Origin of the sequence: Mycobacterium sp. 1245111.1 (assembly GCF_001673405.1) — a bacterium.
In the GTDB taxonomy this organism is placed as follows: domain Bacteria; phylum Actinomycetota; class Actinomycetes; order Mycobacteriales; family Mycobacteriaceae; genus Mycobacterium.
Genome location: NZ_LZLV01000136.1, coordinates 1 through 14,596, shown reverse-complemented (window position 1 = coordinate 14,596; position 14,596 = coordinate 1). Strand labels below are relative to the sequence as shown.

Annotated in this window: 14 protein-coding genes and 1 pseudogene; 9 read left to right on the top strand and 6 right to left on the bottom strand. The window is 66.5% G+C overall.

Features of this window, described 5'->3' with window-relative positions:
• Nucleotides 1–17: 17 nt before the first annotated feature.
• A complete protein-coding gene (locus A5658_RS21105; protein ID WP_067339734.1) occupies nucleotides 18–467 on the top strand; it encodes an SRPBCC family protein in 450 nt (149 codons plus the stop codon).
• Here A5658_RS21105 and A5658_RS21100 read toward each other — a convergent pair.
• Nucleotides 439–1,608: a pyridoxal phosphate-dependent aminotransferase gene (locus tag A5658_RS21100; RefSeq protein ID WP_067339731.1), complete on the bottom strand. Its 1,170-nt coding sequence runs from the start codon at nucleotides 1,606–1,608 to the stop codon at nucleotides 439–441. The two genes, A5658_RS21105 and A5658_RS21100, sit on opposite strands and share 29 nt — an antisense overlap.
• Before the next feature lie 137 nt (nucleotides 1,609–1,745).
• On the opposite strand from A5658_RS21100, the gene A5658_RS21095 reads away from it, so the two are divergent.
• The 4 genes from A5658_RS21095 (at nucleotide 1,746) to A5658_RS21080 (ending at nucleotide 6,057) form a co-directional block, all read left to right on the top strand.
• Nucleotides 1,746–2,957 (top strand): acetyl-CoA C-acetyltransferase, encoded by a 1,212-nt coding sequence (locus A5658_RS21095; RefSeq protein ID WP_067339729.1) that lies wholly within the window; start codon nucleotides 1,746–1,748, stop codon nucleotides 2,955–2,957.
• Between the two features lie 4 nt (nucleotides 2,958–2,961).
• Nucleotides 2,962–5,115 (top strand): 3-hydroxyacyl-CoA dehydrogenase NAD-binding domain-containing protein, encoded by a 2,154-nt coding sequence (locus tag A5658_RS21090; protein WP_067339726.1) that lies wholly within the window; start codon nucleotides 2,962–2,964, stop codon nucleotides 5,113–5,115.
• 84 nt (nucleotides 5,116–5,199) lie between these two features.
• Nucleotides 5,200–5,628 carry a MarR family winged helix-turn-helix transcriptional regulator gene (locus A5658_RS21085; RefSeq protein WP_067339724.1) on the top strand — a complete coding sequence of 143 codons (429 nt, stop codon included), beginning with the start codon at nucleotides 5,200–5,202 and terminating at the stop codon, nucleotides 5,626–5,628.
• Between the two features lie 9 nt (nucleotides 5,629–5,637).
• The gene (locus A5658_RS21080) at nucleotides 5,638–6,057 is read left to right on the top strand and encodes a hypothetical protein (RefSeq protein WP_067339721.1); all 420 of its coding nucleotides are present in this window, start codon (nucleotides 5,638–5,640) and stop codon (nucleotides 6,055–6,057) included.
• A 10-nt stretch (nucleotides 6,058–6,067) separates the two neighbouring features.
• Here A5658_RS21080 and A5658_RS21075 read toward each other — a convergent pair whose 3' ends face one another.
• Both A5658_RS21075 and A5658_RS28960 read right to left on the bottom strand, forming a co-directional pair.
• The gene (locus tag A5658_RS21075) at nucleotides 6,068–6,655 is read right to left on the bottom strand and encodes a class I SAM-dependent methyltransferase (RefSeq protein WP_067339718.1); all 588 of its coding nucleotides are present in this window, start codon (nucleotides 6,653–6,655) and stop codon (nucleotides 6,068–6,070) included.
• 28 nt (nucleotides 6,656–6,683) lie between these two features.
• Nucleotides 6,684–6,983 carry a hypothetical protein gene (locus tag A5658_RS28960; protein ID WP_067339716.1) on the bottom strand — a complete coding sequence of 100 codons (300 nt, stop codon included), beginning with the start codon at nucleotides 6,981–6,983 and terminating at the stop codon, nucleotides 6,684–6,686.
• Between the two features lie 152 nt (nucleotides 6,984–7,135).
• Here A5658_RS28960 and A5658_RS21065 point away from each other — a divergent pair, with 152 nt between their 5' ends.
• A complete protein-coding gene (locus tag A5658_RS21065) occupies nucleotides 7,136–8,125 on the top strand; it encodes an LLM class F420-dependent oxidoreductase (protein WP_067339714.1) in 990 nt (329 codons plus the stop codon).
• On the opposite strand, the gene A5658_RS21060 is transcribed toward A5658_RS21065, so the two are convergent.
• Nucleotides 8,122–8,415: a putative quinol monooxygenase gene (locus A5658_RS21060; RefSeq protein WP_067339712.1), complete on the bottom strand. Its 294-nt coding sequence runs from the start codon at nucleotides 8,413–8,415 to the stop codon at nucleotides 8,122–8,124. The genes A5658_RS21065 and A5658_RS21060 overlap by 4 nt on opposite strands.
• Before the next feature lie 191 nt (nucleotides 8,416–8,606).
• Here A5658_RS21060 and A5658_RS21055 point away from each other — a divergent pair, with 191 nt between their 5' ends.
• Both A5658_RS21055 and A5658_RS21050 read left to right on the top strand, forming a co-directional pair.
• The gene (locus A5658_RS21055) at nucleotides 8,607–9,020 is read left to right on the top strand and encodes a Zn-ribbon domain-containing OB-fold protein (RefSeq protein WP_067339709.1); all 414 of its coding nucleotides are present in this window, start codon (nucleotides 8,607–8,609) and stop codon (nucleotides 9,018–9,020) included.
• A gap of 11 nt (nucleotides 9,021–9,031) precedes the next feature.
• A pseudogene (locus A5658_RS21050) lies at nucleotides 9,032–10,175 on the top strand (thiolase family protein).
• Nucleotides 10,176–10,182: 7 nt separating this feature from the next.
• Here the strand turns inward: A5658_RS21050 and A5658_RS21045 are convergent.
• Together A5658_RS21045 and A5658_RS21040 are read right to left on the bottom strand one after the other, a co-directional pair.
• Nucleotides 10,183–11,832 (bottom strand): DNA repair helicase XPB, encoded by a 1,650-nt coding sequence (locus tag A5658_RS21045; RefSeq protein ID WP_067339707.1) that lies wholly within the window; start codon nucleotides 11,830–11,832, stop codon nucleotides 10,183–10,185.
• A gap of 30 nt (nucleotides 11,833–11,862) precedes the next feature.
• A complete protein-coding gene (locus A5658_RS21040) occupies nucleotides 11,863–14,112 on the bottom strand; it encodes a helicase-associated domain-containing protein (protein WP_067339703.1) in 2,250 nt (749 codons plus the stop codon).
• Nucleotides 14,113–14,198: 86 nt separating this feature from the next.
• On the opposite strand from A5658_RS21040, the gene A5658_RS21035 reads away from it, so the two are divergent.
• A complete protein-coding gene (locus A5658_RS21035; protein WP_067339701.1) occupies nucleotides 14,199–14,399 on the top strand; it encodes a hypothetical protein in 201 nt (66 codons plus the stop codon).
• The last annotated feature ends 197 nt before the right edge of the window (nucleotides 14,400–14,596 follow it).

Sequence of the window (14,596 nt, the reverse complement as noted above, 5' to 3'; positions counted from 1 at the left end):
TTGCTAGTTTGCTAGTAGTGGCCGTACAAGCATCGCGTGAGGTTGTCATCGATGCGCCACCGGATGTGATTCTGGAGGCGCTGGCCGATGTCGGCTCGGTGCCGTCCTGGTCGTCGGTGCACAAGCGGGCCGCAATCATTGATTGCTATCCCGACGGCCGCCCCCATCATGTGAAGGTCACCGTCCGGGTCTCCGGCATCGTCGACACCGAGGTGCTCGAATACCACTGGGGACCCGACTGGCTGGTGTGGGACGCCCACAAAACGTTGCAGCAGCACGCGCAGCACGTGGAGTACACGATGCAGCGCGAAACCGAGGACCGGACGCGGGTGCGCTTCGAGATCACGCTCGAGCCGTCGGCGCCGATACCCGAGTTCCTGGTGAACCGGGCGCGCCGAAAGGTCCTCTACGCCGCGACCGAGGGACTGCGACGCAAGGTCATGGCCTTAGTTGCGCAAGCCGGCTGATCGCCTCGTCGAGCGTGTCGTCGCGCTTGCAGAACGTGAAGCGCACCAAGTGATTCCAGGTAGCCCAGTCGGCGGCGGCGGGATCGCAGAATGCCGTCATCGGGATCGCGGCCACCCCGACCTGTTCGGGTAGCGCCGCGCAGAACGCGGTGCTGTCGTAATACCCCAGCGGCCGTGGATCGGCGCACAGGAAGTAGGTGCCCGCGCTGTTCAGGACCCTGAAGCCGATCTCGGTGAGCCCGCGGCTGAGGCGATTCCGCCTGTCCTGCAACGAGTCTCGCAGCGCGTCCACCCAGGCGTCCTCGTTGTTGAGGGCGTCGGCCACCGCCGGTTGAAACGGCGCACCCCCGACGTAGCTCAGGTACTGCTTGGCCGCCCGCACGCCCTGGATGAGTTGCGCTGGCCCGCAAGCCCATCCGATCTTCCAGCCGGTGCAGTTGAACATCTTCGCCGCACTGGAGATTGTGATGGTGCGCTCGGCCATCCCGTCGAAGCCGGCCAGTGGTAAATGCCGCCGGCCGTCGAAGACCAGATGCTCGTACACCTCGTCGGTGATGACCAGAAGGTCGGCCGCGATAGCGGCCTCGGCGACCGCCGCCAGTTCGGTCGCGCTCAGCACGGTGCCGGTCGGGTTGTGCGGCGAGTTCAGCATCAACGCCCGGGTGCGTGGCGTGACCGCCCGTCGCAGTGCGTCGACGTCGAGTGTGAAGTCGCGGCCGTCGGGCACCAGTGGCACGACCACTCGCGTGGCGCCGGCCATCGCCACCACCGGGGAGTAGGAGTCGTAGAACGGCTGGATCAGGATCACCTCGGAGCCGGGCTCGACCAGACCGAACACGGCGGCCGCGATGGCCTCGGTAGCGCCGACGGTCACCAATACCTCGGTCGTCGGGTCGTAGTCGACGCCGTATTTCCGCTTCCGTTGCGCGGCGACCGCCTCTCGCAGCGCGGGAATGCCGATCCCCGGCGGGTACTGGTTGACGCCGTCGGCGATGGCGTCCTGGGCGGCCTTGAGCATCGCCGGCGGGCCGTCCTCGTCGGGAAAACCCTGGCCCAGGTTGACCGCGCCGACCCGGGCGGCCAGCGCCGACATCTCGGCGAACACCGTGGTTGCATACGGTTGCAGTCGCGACACCGTCATGGGTGATCAGCGTAGGGTAGGCCCTCCCAACCAACAGGTTGGCCGGGCACTTTGTTAGGGTGGCGGCCAGAGGACTACCGTCGCCAACGGCCGATCCGGCGCACGGATCGAAAATCAATCGTGAAGAGGAATCAGTCATGTCCGAAGAAGCCTTCATCTATGAGGCCATCCGCACGCCGCGCGGCAAGCAGCGCAAAGGCTCGCTGAACGAGGTCAAGCCGCTGAACCTGGTCGTCGGTCTGGTCGACGAACTGCGCCGGCGCTTCCCCGACCTGGACGAGACCTTGATCAGCGACATGATCCTGGGCGTGGTGTCGCCGGTCGGCGACCAGGGCGGCGACATCGCCCGCACTGCGGTTCTGGCCGCCGGACTGCCCGAGACCACCGGTGGCGTGCAGCTCAACCGGTTCTGCGCCTCGGGTCTGGAAGCCGTCAACACCGCCGCGCAGAAAGTTCGCTCCGGCTGGGACGACCTGGTGCTCGCCGGTGGCGTCGAGTCGATGAGCCGCGTTCCGATGGGTTCCGACGGCGGCGCCTGGGCGACCGACCCCGAGACCAACTACTCGATCGGCTTCGTCCCGCAGGGCATCGGCGCCGACCTGATCGCCACCATCGAGGGCTTTTCCCGCGAGGACGTCGACCGCTACGCGCTGCGCTCGCAGGAGAAGGCGGCCGCGGCGTGGTCGGGTGGCTACTTCGCGAAATCGGTTGTGCCGGTTCGCGACCAGAACGGGCTGACCATCCTCGACCACGACGAGCACATGCGCCCCGACACCACGCTGGAGGGCCTGGGCCAGCTCAAGACCGCGTTCGACGGCATCGGCCAAATGGGTGGCTTCGACGACGTGGCGCTGACCAAGTACCACGCCGTCGAGAAGATCAACCACGTCCACACCGGTGGTAACAGCTCGGGCATCGTCGACGGCGCCGCGCTGGTGCTGGTCGGCTCGGAGGCGGCCGGCAAGTCGCAGGGCCTGACCCCGCGGGCGCGCATCGTGGCCACCGCCACCAGCGGCTCGGACCCGGTCATCATGCTCACCGGCCCGACCCCGGCCACCCAGAAAGTGCTGCACCGCGCCGGCTTGACGGTCGACGACATCGACCTGTTCGAGCTCAACGAGGCCTTCGCCTCCGTCGTGCTGAAGTTCCAGAAGGACCTGCACATCCCGGACGAGAAGCTCAACGTCAACGGCGGCGCCATCGCGATGGGACACCCGCTGGGTGCCACCGGCGCCATGATCACCGGAACCATGGTCGACGAGCTGGAGCGCCGCAACGCGCGCCGCGCGCTGATCACGCTGTGCATCGGCGGCGGCATGGGTGTCGCCACCATCATCGAGAGGGTTTAAGACCATGGCAGAGAACACCATTCACTGGGACAAGGATGCCGACGGCATCGTCACGTTGACCCTCGACGACCCCACCGGGTCGGCCAACGTGATGAACGAGCACTACAGCGAGTCGATGCACAACGCTGTCGAACGCCTTGTCGCCGAGAAGGATTCGATCACCGGCGTGGTGATCACCAGCGCGAAGAAGACCTTCTTCGCGGGCGGCGACCTCAAGGGCATGATCAAGCTCGGCCCGGAGAACGCCGGCGAGGCGTTCGACACCGTCGAGGGCGTCAAGCGTGACCTGCGCGCGCTGGAAACCCTCGGCAAGCCGGTGGTGGCCGCCATCAACGGCGCCGCACTCGGCGGCGGCCTGGAGATCGCGCTGGCCTGTCACCACCGCATCGCCGCCGACGTCAAAGGCCTGGTCGTCGGCCTGCCCGAGGTGACCCTGGGCCTGTTGCCCGGCGGCGGCGGCGTGACCCGCACCGTGCGGATGTTCGGTATCCAGAACGCGTTCATGAACATCCTGTCCCAGGGCACGCGGTTCAAGGCCGACAAGGCCAAGGAGATCGGCCTGGTCGACGAAATCGTCGGCAGCGTCGAGGAATTGGTGCCCGCCGCCAAGGCTTGGATAAAAGGGGTCAAGGACAATCAGGACTCTTATACCCAGCCGTGGGACAAGAAGGGCTACAAGATGCCCGGCGGGACCCCGTCCAGCCCTGCGTTGGCCGCCGTCCTGCCGTCGTTCCCGGCCCTGCTGAAGAAGCAGCTGAAGGGTGCGCCGATGCCGGCGCCGCGGGCCATCCTGGACGCGGCCGTCGAGGGCGCGCAGGTGGACTTCGACACCGCGAGCCGGATCGAGAGCCGCTACTTCACCCAGCTGGTCACCGGTCAGGTCGCCAAGAACATGATCCAGGCGTTCTTCCTGGACCTGCAGCACATCAACGGCGGCGGATCGCGTCCCGACGGCATCGCGCCGGTCAAGATCAACAAGATCGGTGTGCTGGGCGCGGGCATGATGGGCGCCGGCATTGCCTACGTGTCGGCCAAGGCCGGCTACGACGTGGTGCTCAAGGACGTCAGCATCGAGGCCGCGCAGAAGGGCAAGGCATACTCGGAAAAGCTTGAGGCCAAGGCAATTGAGCGGGGTAAGACCACCGAAGAGAAGTCCAAGGCGCTGCTGGACCGGATCACGCCGGCCGCCGACCCAGAGGCTTTGAAGGGCGTCGACTTCGTGGTCGAGGCGGTCTTCGAGAACCAGGACCTCAAGCACAAGGTGTTCCAGGAGATCGAGGACATCGTCGAACCCAACGCGCTGCTCGGTTCGAACACCTCGACGCTGCCGATCACTGGGCTGGCGAGCGGCGTGAAGCGCCAAGAGGACTTCATCGGTATCCACTTCTTCTCGCCGGTCGACAAGATGCCGCTGGTCGAAATCATCAAGGGCGAGAAGACTTCTGACGAGGCGCTAGCCCGGGTGTTCGACTACACGCTGGCCATCGGCAAGACCCCGATCGTCGTCAACGACAGCCGTGGCTTCTTCACCAGCCGCGTCATCGGCACCTTCGTGAACGAGGCGCTGGCGATGCTGGGCGAGGGCGTCGAGCCGGCCAGCATCGAGCACGCCGGTTCGCAGGCCGGTTACCCGGCGCCGCCGCTGCAGCTGTCCGACGAGCTCAACTTGGAGCTGATGCACAAGATCGCGGTCGCGAGCCGCAAGGGCATCGAGGATGCCGGCGGGACGTACGAGCCGCACCCGGCTGAGGCGGTCGTCGAGAAGATGATCGAGCTCGAGCGGCCCAGCCGTCTCAAGGGTGCCGGCTTCTACGAATACGTCGACGGCAAGCGGACCCGGTTGTGGCCGGGTCTGCGGGAGACGTTCAAGTCCGGCTCGACTGAGCTGCCGCTGCAGGACATGATCGACCGGATGCTGTTCGCCGAGGCATTGGAAACCCAGAAGTGCCTGGACGAAGGCGTTCTCACGTCGACGGCCGACGCGAACATCGGCTCGATCATGGGCATCGGCTTCCCGCCGTACACCGGTGGTAGCGCGCAGTTCATCGTCGGGTACGAGGGTGCGCACGGTATCGGCAAGGAAGCCTTCGTGGCGCGGGCTCGCGAGCTGGCTGCCCGCTACGGTGACCGCTTCCTGCCGCCGCCGTCGTTGACGTAACGCCGAGCACGCGAAAGCCCCTGGAGCCCAACGGTTTCAGGGGCTTTTGCGTTGGCGGATGTGCCCGGCGGGTAGCCTGCCCCCATGCCCGAGCCGCCGCCGTTCAGCCCGACCGTCACGTTGTTGACGGTGAGCCGGGTGTGGGACGCGGCGTTCGCCGAAGCCCTCAAGCCACTGGGGTTGACGACCCGAAAGTACGGGCTGCTGGGGCATATTCGCGGAACGCCGGGCATTTCGTTCAGCGAACTGGCCCGGCGGTCGCGCATCACCGTGCAGAGCGCGCACACCGCGGTGGCCGCTTTCGTCGATGCCGGTCTCGTCGACGACGGAACCGCGCACGCCGGGTCCGCGTCGACACTGCGGGTGACGGCTGAGGGTGAGTCGTTGCTGGCGCGCGCTCGCGAGGTCGTGGTGGGCTTGGACACCGAATTCGCGGCGCGGCACCCTGAGTTGACCGAGGCGCTGCGCGCCTATCTGGCGCGTGCTATCGCGACCGGAGATACCTTCAGTTAAACTGAAGGTATGAAGCCTCTCCTGCTTGCCGCGCACGTCATGGCCGCCATCGTGTTTGTCGGTCCGGTGGCCGTGGCCACCAGCCTCTTTCCCCGGTATGCGTGGGCCGCCGGTGATGCCGCGCAGCTGCTGCACCGCGTGACTCGGGTCTATGCCTTGTTGGCGCTGGTAGTTCCAATTTTCGGACTGGCGCTTGCGGTGGTGCAGGGCCGCTTGGCCGAAATATGGATCCTTGTATCGATCGGCCTCACCGCGGTTGCCGGAGGCGTCCTCGCCTTCCAGATCCTGCCGCGGCAGCGGTATGCCTTGGCGCACGCCGACGCAGGCGCCCGGATGCGCAGCCTGCACATGCTGGCCGGTGTTTTCAACCTGTTGTGGGCCGCGGTGGTGGTGCTGATGATCGTGCGTCCCGGGTCGCGGTACGCATGAGCCGGCGCCGTTATCGCGTCTTGCGTTCGTACATGTAGTACTTCGCGGGCGTTTGCTCTTGGTCGAGTTCGCGCTCGCTTCCGGTCGACAATTGCGTCCAGTCGGCGGTGAATCGTCGTTCCATCTCGGCGGGCTGGACGCCGCGCACACCGAAGCGGCCACCCGGCAGGAACGCGACGATCAACAGGCGCGCACCGGGTGCGGCCACCGCGCTGACTTCGCGGACGTAGGCGTCCCGGTCACCGTCGCTCATGTTGTGCAGGCAGCCGTTATCCACGATCAGCTGGAAATCGGCGCCGATACCCTCCTGGCTCAGCTGCGTGACGTCGGCTTTGACGAAGTCGACCGAGGCCTTGGCCGCGTCGGCCTTGGCCCGCGCCTTGTCGAGGGCCTGCGGCACGAAGTCGACGCCGGTGACGGTCCAGCCGTGTTGCGCGAGATAGATCGACGCGTCCCCGGTGCCGCACCCGAGATCTAGGGCTTTGCCGGCGGGCAGCTCTTCGACGAGGGCCTGAAGGTTGTCGGCGATCGGATGACCGTCCCATGGCGTGAAGCCGATGCGGTAGAAGATCCGAAACAGCGTGTGCTTGGAAGCCATGGGTCCAATGTAGGCCGGTCCGGAGTTGTCACACTTGTGCCCGCCTCTCAGCGACAACTGCCGATCGCAGCGACAGCACCCGGCGATGGATCCGGTAATCGGTCGAACGCGGAATGTAGGCCGGGCCGTATCGACCACGCGCGAGTCGGTGTACTCGCCCGTGCTCGATCTCCCAGCGCAGCGCGTCGGAAATGGTTTTGGATGGCCGACCCTTGACGGAGAAACCGTGGTGGCGGAGGCCTTTGATTAACTCGCTGACGGTCGCCGGACCCTGGTTCGCTAGATGGAAAGTCAGCACATAGCGCAAATTGGTACCGCTGAGAATCATCACCGAAACGTCGCACGCCGGTACGACATCGACTGCGGTTGTCGCTGTGAGGCGGGCACATCGGACACCGCCTCGGCGAGCGACGATGTGACTCGCTACTTGAGCGCCGCCGCGTAATCGGGCCACCTGTCGTCGGGCTAAGGTCCTAGGCTATGCGCTTCGGATTCTTCATCCCGCAGGGTTGGCGATTGGACCTGGTCGATATCGAGGTCGAGAAGCACTGGGCGGTGATGCGAGAGCTGGCCGCCTACGCCGATGGCAGCGCGTGGGACTCGGTCTGGGTGTACGACCACTTCCACACCGTGCCAATGCCAACCGGCGAGGCGACCCACGAGGCGTGGTCGTTGATGTCGGCTTACGCGGCCACCACGTCGCGGATCAAGCTCGGGCAGATGTGCACGGCGATGAGCTACCGCAACCCGGCCTACCTCGCCAAAGTTGCTGCGACGGCGGACATCATCTCCGGCGGCCGGATCCAGATGGGCATCGGCGGTGGCTGGTACGAGCATGAGTGGAAGGCTTACGGGTACGGCTTTCCGTCCGCCGGCGTGCGACTGGGACGTCTCGACGAGGGTGTCCAGATCATGCGTGACGCCTGGCGCGACGGCAAAGTGACCTTCGAGGGTAAGCACTATCAGGTCGACGGCGCGATCGTCGAGCCTAAGCCGCTGCAGGACAATGGAATTCCGCTGTGGATCGCCGGTGGTGGTGAGCAGAAGACGCTGCGCATCGCCGCGAAATACGCGCAGTACACCAACTTCACCGGCGAGCCGGAGGGTTTCAAGCACAAGTCGGAGGTGCTTGCCGGCCATTGCCGTGACGTGGGCACCGACTTCGACGCGATCGTCCGGTCGATCAACGTCAACGCGATCGTCGACGAAGACCAGCACGGCGTCAAAGAGCGCGTGCAGCGCGTCCGCGACCGCCTGGTCGGCTACGTCCCGGAATCAGCGGCCGACTCGATGATCGGCAGTACCAGCGGACCCGATTCGGCCGCCGGCACCCCGGAGCAGGTCATCGAGCGGCTGCAGAAGCTGCGCGACCTGGGTTGCGAGTACGTGATCTGTTATTTCCCCGAGGCCGCGTACGACCGCTCGGGGATCGAACTCTTTGAGCGCCAGGTCATTCCGGCGCTGAGCTAAATGTCGCTGTCGACGTAGCGGGTCTTCACCGGGGGAGCGGCCAGCAGCGGAGGCAGCTGGGTCACCTTGCCCTCACCGGCGCGAAACGCGCGGTAGGCGTCGTCCGCTTCGACGCTCTCCCATATTTCGTAGATCAGCCAATGCGCTTCGTCGTCCGCGTCGACCAAGGTGTAGGTACGAACGTTGCCCTCGAATGCCCGAGTGACTTCCAGCGTCCGACCCATCAGCTCGCGCCCCGCGGCAACCTCTTCGGGCTTGAATCGGAGCTCAAGGGTCACCGTCACCGTCATAGTCATCTCCTCGTGGTCGTCGCTTCGCGCTGCGCGCTTGCCGGCACACCGTTGAACCTACGTTCGACCCATTGGGCGAATTCGGGCGCCTCCGCGAGCAAGAATGAGAATGCGGTTTCCGATTTTGCGGAATGCTGTTGTACCGTTCGGTGAGCGCATTATCAGATCGGCGGTTGACGGAGGATCCCTCAATGCAGAAGGCAATCGATCCCAGCATCTCTACCTGGCCCGACGATCACCCCCAGCTGATCGGAAGCCAGTGCGGCGACTGCAGCGCGACCACGTTCCCGGTGCAGGACCTGTGCCCGCGATGCAGCCACGCGTCCATGGTCGAGGTCAAACTGCCGCGGAGTGGAACATTGATCGCCTGGACCACCCAGGGATTCCCGCCCGGTGCCCCCTACGCCGGACCGACCGGTGACGACTTCGTGCCGTTCGGCGTGGGCCTGGTCCAGCTCGGCGACGTCATCCGTGTCGAAGGCCGGTTGACCGAAAACGACCCGGCCAAACTGAAGTTCGGCCAGGAGGTCGAGCTGACGATGATCCCCTTCACCACCGACGCTGACGGCAACGAGATCGTCACGTTCGCGTTCCAGCCCGTCTAGAGGAGCCTGAGATGTCCAATGACGTCGCGATCATCGGTGTCGGCCTGCACCCGTTCGGCAGGTTCGACAAGACCGCCATGCAGATGGGCGCCGAAGCCATCCAATCCGCACTGGCCGACGCCAAGGTGGACTGGAAGGACATCCAGTTCGGCTTCGGCGGCAGCCATGAGGTGTCCAACCCGGACGCGGTGACTCGGCTGGTCGGGCTGACCGGTATCACGTTCACCAACGTCTTCAATGCGTGCGCCACCGCGGCCAGCGCTATTCAGCAGACCGCGGACACCATTCGGCTGGGGAAGTACGACATCGGTATCGCGATCGGGTTGGACAAACCCGCGTGGTGCGTTCACCGACGACCCCGCCAAGCTGGCGTTGCCGCAGTGGTACGCCAACAACGGTCAGTTCGTCACCACCAAGTTCTTCGGGATGAAGGCCAACAAGTACCTCCACGACCACAACATCTCCCAGGCCACCCTGGCCAAGGTCGCCGCGAAGAATTTCCGCAACGGCGCGATCAACCCGAACGCGTTCCGCCGCAAGCCGATGTCGGAGGAGCAAATCCTCAACTCGACCGTGCTGAACTACCCGCTGACGCAGTACATGTTCTGCGCGCCCGACGAGGGTGCGGCCGCGGTGGTGATGTGTCGTGCGGACATCGCGCACAAGTTCACCGACAAGCCGGTGTATGTGCGCGCCAGCGAGATTCGCACCCGGACCTTCGGCGCGTACGAGGTACACGCTACTTTCGCCCCGCTGGACGAAGACGTCTCACCGACGGTGTACGCCGCCAAAGCCGCCTACGAGGCTGCAGGCATTGGACCCGAAGACGTCGACATCGCGCAGCTGCAGGACACCGACGCGGGCGCCGAGGTGATCCACATGGCCGAGACTGGGCTGTGCGCCGACGGCGAGCAGGAGAAGCTGCTGGCCGACGGCGCCACCGAGATCCGCGGGTCGATCCCGGTCAACACCGACGGCGGGCTGATCGCCAACGGCGAACCGATCGGCGCGTCGGGCCTACGCCAGGTGCACGAGCTGGTCCGGCAGTTGCGCGGCGAGGCCGGTGAGCGTCAGGTGCCGGGCAACCCGCGCGTCGGCCTGGCCCAGGTTTACGGCGCTCCCGGCACCGCGTCCGCGACCATCCTGTCGCTGTAAGCCCTTTCTATATGGCCGGGCCCAGCAGGTCGTCGGCGTCGCGGATCACATAGCCGTAGCCCTGCTCGGCCAGGAAGCGTTGCCGGTGTGCGGCGTACTCCGCGTCCAGGCTGTCGCGGGCGACCACGGAGTAGAACACCGCGCCGCCTCCGTCGGCTTTGGGCCGCAGCAGCCGGCCCAACCGTTGCGCTTCTTCCTGTCGTGACCCGAAAGTTCCCGAAACCTGCACCGCCACAGCGGCTTCCGGGAGGTCGATGGAGAAGTTGGCGACCTTGGATACCACCAGGGTGGTCACGTCGCCACGCCGGAACGCGTCGAACAGTTCCTCGCGCTCGGCCGTCTTGGTCGAGCCCTGAATGACCGGCGCGCCCAACACGTTGCCCAACTCTTCGAGCTGATCCAGGTAGGCGCCGATCACCAACGTCGGCTCGTCCGGGTGCTTGTCCAGAATCGACTTGACCACCGCGATCTTGGAGTGCGCGGTCGAGCAGAGCTTGTAGCGCTCCTCGGGCTCGGCGGTGGCGTAGATCATCCGCTCGTTGTCGGTCATCGTGACCCGCACCTCGATGCATTCCGCCGGCGCGATCCAGCCCTGCGCTTCGATGTCCTTCCACGGCGCGTCGTAGCGCTTCGGCCCGATCAACGAGAACACGTCGCCCTCGCGCCCGTCCTCGCGGATCAGCGTCGCGGTGAGCCCGAGCCGTCGCCTCGACTGCAGATCGGCCGTCATCCGGAACACCGGCGCCGGCAGCAGGTGCACCTCGTCATAGACGATCAATCCCCAGTCGCGGCTGTCGAACAACTCGAGGTGGCGATACTCGCCCTTGGTGCGTCGGGTGATCACTTGATAGGTCGCGATGGTGACCGGCCGAATCTCCTTGCGTTCCCCGGAGTACTCACCAATCTCTTCCTCGGTCAACGACGTCCGCGCGATCAGCTCGCGCTTCCACTGCCGTCCCGCGACGGTGTTGGTGACCAGGATCAGCGTCGTCGCACTGGCCTTCGCCATCGCGGCCGCACCCACCAGCGTCTTGCCCGCACCACAGGGCAGCACCACGACCCCGGAGCCGCCCGACCAGAACGAGTCGGCCGCCATCTCCTGGTAGTCGCGCAGCTGCCACCCGTCCTGCCGCAGGGCGATCGGATGCGCCTCGCCGTCGACGTAACCGGCCAAATCCTCCGCGGGCCAGCCGATCTTGAGCAGCATCTGTTTGACCCGGCCGCGCTCGCTGGGGTGCACGACCACGGTGTCGTCGTCGATGCGGGCGCCCAGCATCGGGGCAATCTTCTTGTGACGCAACACTTCTTCGAGCACGGCGCGGTCCAGACTCACCAGGGTCAATCCGTGTGCCGGACTTTTCACCAGCTGCAACCGGCCGTAGCGGGCCATCGTGTCGACGATGTCGACCAGCAGCGGCTGCGGAACCGCGTACCGGGAAAAGCTGACCAGGGCATCGACGACCTGTTCGGCGTCGTGGCCCGCGGCGCGGGCATTCCACAAGGCCAGCGGAGTGATCCGATACGTGTGCACGTGTTCGGGTGCCCGCTCCAGTTCAGCGAACGGTGCGATGGCGGCGCGCGCCGCGCCGGCGAGCTCGTGGTCGACTTCCAGCAGCACTGTCTTGTCGGACTGCACGATCAGGGGTCCGTCAGTCATAGGAGTCCATTATCCGGATCGGGGTGACAGCTAGTCTTCGTCGGCAGTCATCACCGACGTGATGCGGTGGATGGCGAAGTCACGGGCGCTGCTGGACGCCGAATCGAATGCGACCAGTTGCCCGCCTCGCACCGCGATCGGCGACACCACCCGCTGCGTGGCCACGCCGGCGGCGTCGACATACTTGATCAGCACGGTGTCCCTTTCACGTGCCGCCTTTTGCAGCAGCGACATGGCTACCGCTGGATCGATGCGCACACTGTCGAACGGGGCGGTGGTCACCTTCCGCAGGACCGCGACTACTGCGCTCAACGTTTCGCTGCTGGGTTGTGGCACCGGCCGGTGCGAACGGTAACGCTGGGGCGTGGGGACCCGGGCCCCCCGCGCCCTGATGTCGACGATGGTCCCGCTGGCGTCCTCGGCGGCCGGGGCGAAGCCGGCGTCCTGCAGCGCCGTCAGCACGTCGTTGATCGGCGCCTGCGAGATCGCCACGGTCGGCGCCAGCACCCGCAGTCCGAGGTGTTCGGCGGCGGCCGCGGCCTGGGTCAGCAGCGTCGGGTCCTCGCATCGGACGAACGAGGAGGCCATGCCGATCCGCAGCTGCCCGTGCCGTCGTGCGACGTCGTCGATCAGGTACGTCAGCCCCTGCGGCACAGGCGTTTTGGAATGCTTATAAAACAGGGTGTGCAGCTCGTCGGCGGTCTTGCCGACGTCGAGGGCATGCCGGATCGAGGGCTCGCTGACCCGGTACACCATCGCGGTGCCGGCGGACTCGACCGCGGCGACCGTCGAAAGCTCCTCCGCCAGATGGCGTTCCAGCGGCCCGGGCACCACCACGGTCAGGTCGGCCTGCACCAGAAAGTGATCGATCGGGGTGGGCAGCGCGCGGGCCATCGCGGCGATGGCCTCGGTCTCGCCGGTGTCGGCGATGAAGACGCGGCCCGGTGTACTGAGTGCCCCGCGGCCGACCAGACCCAGCTGCCGAGCCTCCTCCAGGAGGTCGGCCACGGGTGCGGGCTGTAGCCGCTTGGCCCACCGGGGGCGCCGCCAAATCAACGCCGCCGACGCAGTGTCCTTGTCGACGCCCGCGCCCGGCGGTAGTTCGGCCAGCATGCTCAGCAGCAGACGGCGATCCAGCGGAGCGGCCGTCGAGTACAGCGAATCAGACAGTGCGGCATAGGGTTTGGCGTCGGGCCCCCGGGTCCCGATCAATGCCGGCCGCGCCGCCAAGTCGAGCCAGGTGGCGGCGAGCAAATGCCAGCGTTCGGCGATGGGGGCCTCGGTGAAGCGGTCGGCGGCCACGGTCGGGGCCCAGTAGGGCGGGTCGCCCACACTCGGTAGCGGATCAGGAAGGCCGCTGGCGATCAGCCCCGCAGCGGCGGCCAATTCCAGGACCAACCCCAGGCGCGCTTCTTCGACACCGGTGATCTTCGCCAGACGGCGAACCTCACGCACGCCGAGGCCTCCGCTGCGAAGCTCGGAAATCGGTGCGGCGCTGAGTGATTCGATGAGCAGATCGAGTTCGCGGAGCAGGTCGATGATCGCGCCGGCGGCTGCTGCGTCCGCGTCAGCAGGCGTCGTGGTGGCCACCACCGGATCGGGGGCGGCCAGGCGCACCGGCCCGGGTTGCTCGCCGCGCATCACCTGACCGACGTGACGAGGCAGGATCACCGTGTCCGCGTCAACTCGGCGCAGCAGTCCGATCGCAATCAGTTGTGGCACAGGGCGATCCGCCGGAGCACCGGGCGCGGCGTCGCGGGTCCGCCCCAGCGGCGAGCCCTCCAGCAATCGGTCCAGCAGCTCGCGTTGCGGATCGTCGAGACCGTCGATCAGCTCGGCGATCTGCTCGGCGCTCTGGCTCGCGTCTTCCAGCGTCACCTGCCCGACGTACCAGGGCAGACCGCCGCCGGCGTCGGAGGTCACCCGGACATCGACGTCCCCCCAGATCAGTGCGCGTTCTCTCAGGTCCTCGAGCGCGTCGAGAACGTCGGCTTCGGGGGCCCGGTCGCCGATCAGCGTGAGCAGCTTGGCGACCGGCACCGGCGCCGCGTCGGCCTGGAGCACCAGCAGCGCGTCGATGACCGCCAGCCGCAGGAAGTCCAGCTCGTCGGTGGCGGCCTTCAGCGACTGGCGAGCCTGGGCGCGGGCGGCCAGCGCGGCGATACTGCCCGGCGGCGGTTGGGCCAGGTCGGGGCGCAGCTCGAGCAGTCGGATCAACCGGTCGTCGGGCAACTCGGCCAGCCAAGACCCCAGCGGGATGCCCGGGGTGTGTTCGGTCATTGCTGACCAGCGTAAAGCAGCCGAGCGAGTGACCCTTTCCGGCAGAGGGAGGGCAATGCCAGCGTTGCCGCACCCGACCTGTCAGAATGGACCGCGTGGCTGACAAGAAGGCGCAGAAGACCCGTTACGTCGACAACGGTTGGCCGACGACCAACCCCGACGACCACGCCGTGAGTGAACTCGCAACCGACCGGACCGGCGCCCTGTCGCCCTTCGGCGACGTGGTCTTCCCGTTGCCTGCCGACGAACTGCCCTACTTGCACCCGGTCACCGAGGTCAACCGCTAGACCGCTAGGCGGATGACCCGCCGTACGCCCGCCGATCAGGCGAGCGACTGCAATGCGGGGTTAGTGCTCACACCCTGCGACTGGACCGCTTTCAGCAGGTCCTTGAGATAGCTCGGGTCCAGATTCTGCGGCGGCGAGGTCGGCAGCTTGCTCTGGTCGATGCTGGGAACCTTCGCTGGGTCGAGCATCGGCGCCAG

What these genes read in the sequence shown, in the direction of transcription:
- A5658_RS21040 (WP_067339703.1), bottom strand. Translation starts at nt 14,112, where the DNA reads ATGACCGAACACACCCCGGGCATCCCGCTGGGGTCTTGGCTGGCCGAG.
- A5658_RS21090 (WP_067339726.1), top strand. Translation starts at nt 2,962, where the DNA reads ATGGCAGAGAACACCATTCACTGGGACAAGGATGCCGACGGCATCGTC.
- A5658_RS21055 (WP_067339709.1), top strand. Translation starts at nt 8,607, where the DNA reads ATGCAGAAGGCAATCGATCCCAGCATCTCTACCTGGCCCGACGATCAC.
- A5658_RS21060 (WP_067339712.1), bottom strand. Translation starts at nt 8,415, where the DNA reads ATGACGGTGACGGTGACCCTTGAGCTCCGATTCAAGCCCGAAGAGGTT.
- A5658_RS28960 (WP_067339716.1), bottom strand. Translation starts at nt 6,983, where the DNA reads ATGATTCTCAGCGGTACCAATTTGCGCTATGTGCTGACTTTCCATCTA.
- A5658_RS21095 (WP_067339729.1), top strand. Translation starts at nt 1,746, where the DNA reads ATGTCCGAAGAAGCCTTCATCTATGAGGCCATCCGCACGCCGCGCGGC.
- A5658_RS21045 (WP_067339707.1), bottom strand. Translation starts at nt 11,832, where the DNA reads ATGACTGACGGACCCCTGATCGTGCAGTCCGACAAGACAGTGCTGCTG.
- A5658_RS21035 (WP_067339701.1), top strand. Translation starts at nt 14,199, where the DNA reads ATGGACCGCGTGGCTGACAAGAAGGCGCAGAAGACCCGTTACGTCGAC.
- A5658_RS21080 (WP_067339721.1), top strand. Translation starts at nt 5,638, where the DNA reads ATGAAGCCTCTCCTGCTTGCCGCGCACGTCATGGCCGCCATCGTGTTT.
- A5658_RS21075 (WP_067339718.1), bottom strand. Translation starts at nt 6,655, where the DNA reads ATGGCTTCCAAGCACACGCTGTTTCGGATCTTCTACCGCATCGGCTTC.
- A5658_RS21100 (WP_067339731.1), bottom strand. Translation starts at nt 1,608, where the DNA reads ATGACGGTGTCGCGACTGCAACCGTATGCAACCACGGTGTTCGCCGAG.
- A5658_RS21065 (WP_067339714.1), top strand. Translation starts at nt 7,136, where the DNA reads ATGCGCTTCGGATTCTTCATCCCGCAGGGTTGGCGATTGGACCTGGTC.
- A5658_RS21085 (WP_067339724.1), top strand. Translation starts at nt 5,200, where the DNA reads ATGCCCGAGCCGCCGCCGTTCAGCCCGACCGTCACGTTGTTGACGGTG.